At 32.7% G+C, this 1,952-nt stretch carries 3 protein-coding genes; all 3 read right to left on the bottom strand.

Annotated elements, in window-relative coordinates; all coding sequences use genetic code 11:
• On the bottom strand, nt 1–702 hold a 702-nt coding region (locus tag HMPREF2813_RS08970), incomplete at its 3' end, for a LicD family protein (protein WP_070647080.1).
• A complete protein-coding gene (locus HMPREF2813_RS08965; RefSeq protein ID WP_070647077.1) occupies nt 702–1,403 on the bottom strand; it encodes an NTP transferase domain-containing protein in 702 nt (233 codons plus the stop codon). The genes HMPREF2813_RS08965 and HMPREF2813_RS08970, both read right to left, overlap by 1 nt.
• The coding region (locus tag HMPREF2813_RS08960; protein ID WP_070647074.1) for a DMT family transporter at nt 1,400–1,952 on the bottom strand (553 nt) is incomplete at its 5' end. The genes HMPREF2813_RS08960 and HMPREF2813_RS08965, both read right to left, overlap by 4 nt.

Genomic DNA, 1,952 nt, shown 5'->3' with positions numbered 1-1,952 from the left:
ATATCCATTCATTACTTGAAATTGTCGTCCCTCAAATTCTTTATAAATAACGTGATTAAAATAAGCTCTTGGCATATAAGCTTTATTCCAATTACGATATTCCGTCATTAATAACCCTATATTTTCTGAGGTATTAATTGGGTACAATTTTTGAATTTCGGATAAATAGTTTTGCATTCTATGAAATAAAAGATTCGATAACCAATTTAGTATTGTATATTTTAATGAATTTTGGGAAGCTCTTATCCAACGTTTCTTACAAGATGCAAAACGGTTTTTTCTTTTTCTATATTTTTTGATTATTGTATAAATAATTTTTTTGTTATTTGGTATTCCATCATAGATAAAAATATCTATAAATATTTTGTTTTCATCTCCATTTATATCAATCGTCTTTGTTTTATTGTCGAATATTTTTGCCATTTCACCAGTATTAGAGGCTAGAATATCTTCCGCTGTCCCTATGATATATCGTTCATGTTTTTCATGTAACCAAGCATTGATAAATTTTTGATATTCATCGCAGTGCATATAAACATCAATATCGTCGTCCCAAGGGATAAAGCCTTTGTGGCGTATCGCACCGATTAATGTTCCACCACCAAGAGAATAGCGAATTTGGTGTTTCTCACATAGAGCGTGGAAATAATCTAAGATATCGAGACAAACGAGTTGTTGTTCTCTGAGAGTCAATTTTTTCATTATTTTTCCTTGTTTGGTGTCAATTTTTGTAAAATGTGGTGATAGTCATCAAGGTTATCCATCTCAAATATATCATCACGGTTAAGTTGCTGTGTATGAACATTTAATTTATCTATATATTCCATCGGAATGGTGTCCCAATAAAGTGCTGGATTTTTTAATTGCACTTCACTTGTATATTCTTTGAGCAAATTTAGAATAATATTGCAATCCCGAGTTGTCCAATAAGATACCCCTGACAAGCTAGGCTGGTTTAATGATCCAATCTCAATACGTATTACTTGCCCATTACTATTTAAAATCGGTAGCCATTCATTGTACGTTTTAGAACGGATGACTGTGAAATATGTACTGTGTGGTGGCTTCGTTAGAAAAATATTACGATTGAGAACAACATCCGCATCAATAACATAACAATCACTAAAGAAGTCTTGTGCCAGAGAAAAGGAATAAATGCTGTTATATTCGCGATATTTTTCGTTGTAAATCAAGGTGCAGTCATATTTTTTCTTTAGATACTCGAATTGTTCGTGCAAATGCCCAGAAATAATGACAATTTTATCAATATTCGCTTGTTGTAAAAACGCCAGTGTTCGTTCTAAGTTAGGTGTGCCGTGAATATCTAACAATGCTTTATGTGTGCTTTGTGTAATTGCTTTAAAACGACTGCCTAATCCTGCAGCCAAAATAATTGCATTCATTTTTGTTCCCCTTTGTAATAAAGTGTAACGATCACTCCTGCACTTAATAATAAGGTGAGTAGTAAGGTAATGGGCTTAATTGGCTGTTTATAGAGCAGATAACCAAGTCCAATTGCCCATACAGAATATGTGATATTTAATGCCATTGCTTTGATTGGTTTTAACAGATAAATCGCTTGGTAATAGCAGCAGTAAGATAATGCCCCAAAGATTATTACACCAGCAATTTGTACATAATTAAAACTAAGTATATCTAGTGAGAAATCTTTCAAGGAAAGAATAAATAGAATCAATAAATAACCAATAGTTGAACCACATAGTCTTAAAAAATACACTTGAAGTCCTGATAACGAACGCATTGTATGAGAAGATATGACGATTTCAGATGACCAACCTAATATGCAAATGGCTAAAAAAATGAGACCGCTTGTATTGAAGTTTGCTTTTTGCCCGACTTCAATAGCCAACAATGCAGAAGCAATAACCGCCAATCCAAATCCAAACTGCGCTGTTCTAGAGATTTTTTCTTTTAGAATCCAATAAGACATT

Origin of the sequence: Haemophilus sp. HMSC066A11 (genome assembly GCF_001811665.1) — a bacterium.
Taxonomy (GTDB): domain Bacteria; phylum Pseudomonadota; class Gammaproteobacteria; order Enterobacterales; family Pasteurellaceae; genus Haemophilus; species Haemophilus influenzae.
This window is presented reverse-complemented; position numbering and strand designations above follow the sequence as displayed.

What these genes read in the sequence shown, in the direction of transcription:
- HMPREF2813_RS08965 (WP_070647077.1), bottom strand. Translation starts at nt 1,403, where the DNA reads ATGAATGCAATTATTTTGGCTGCAGGATTAGGCAGTCGTTTTAAAGCA.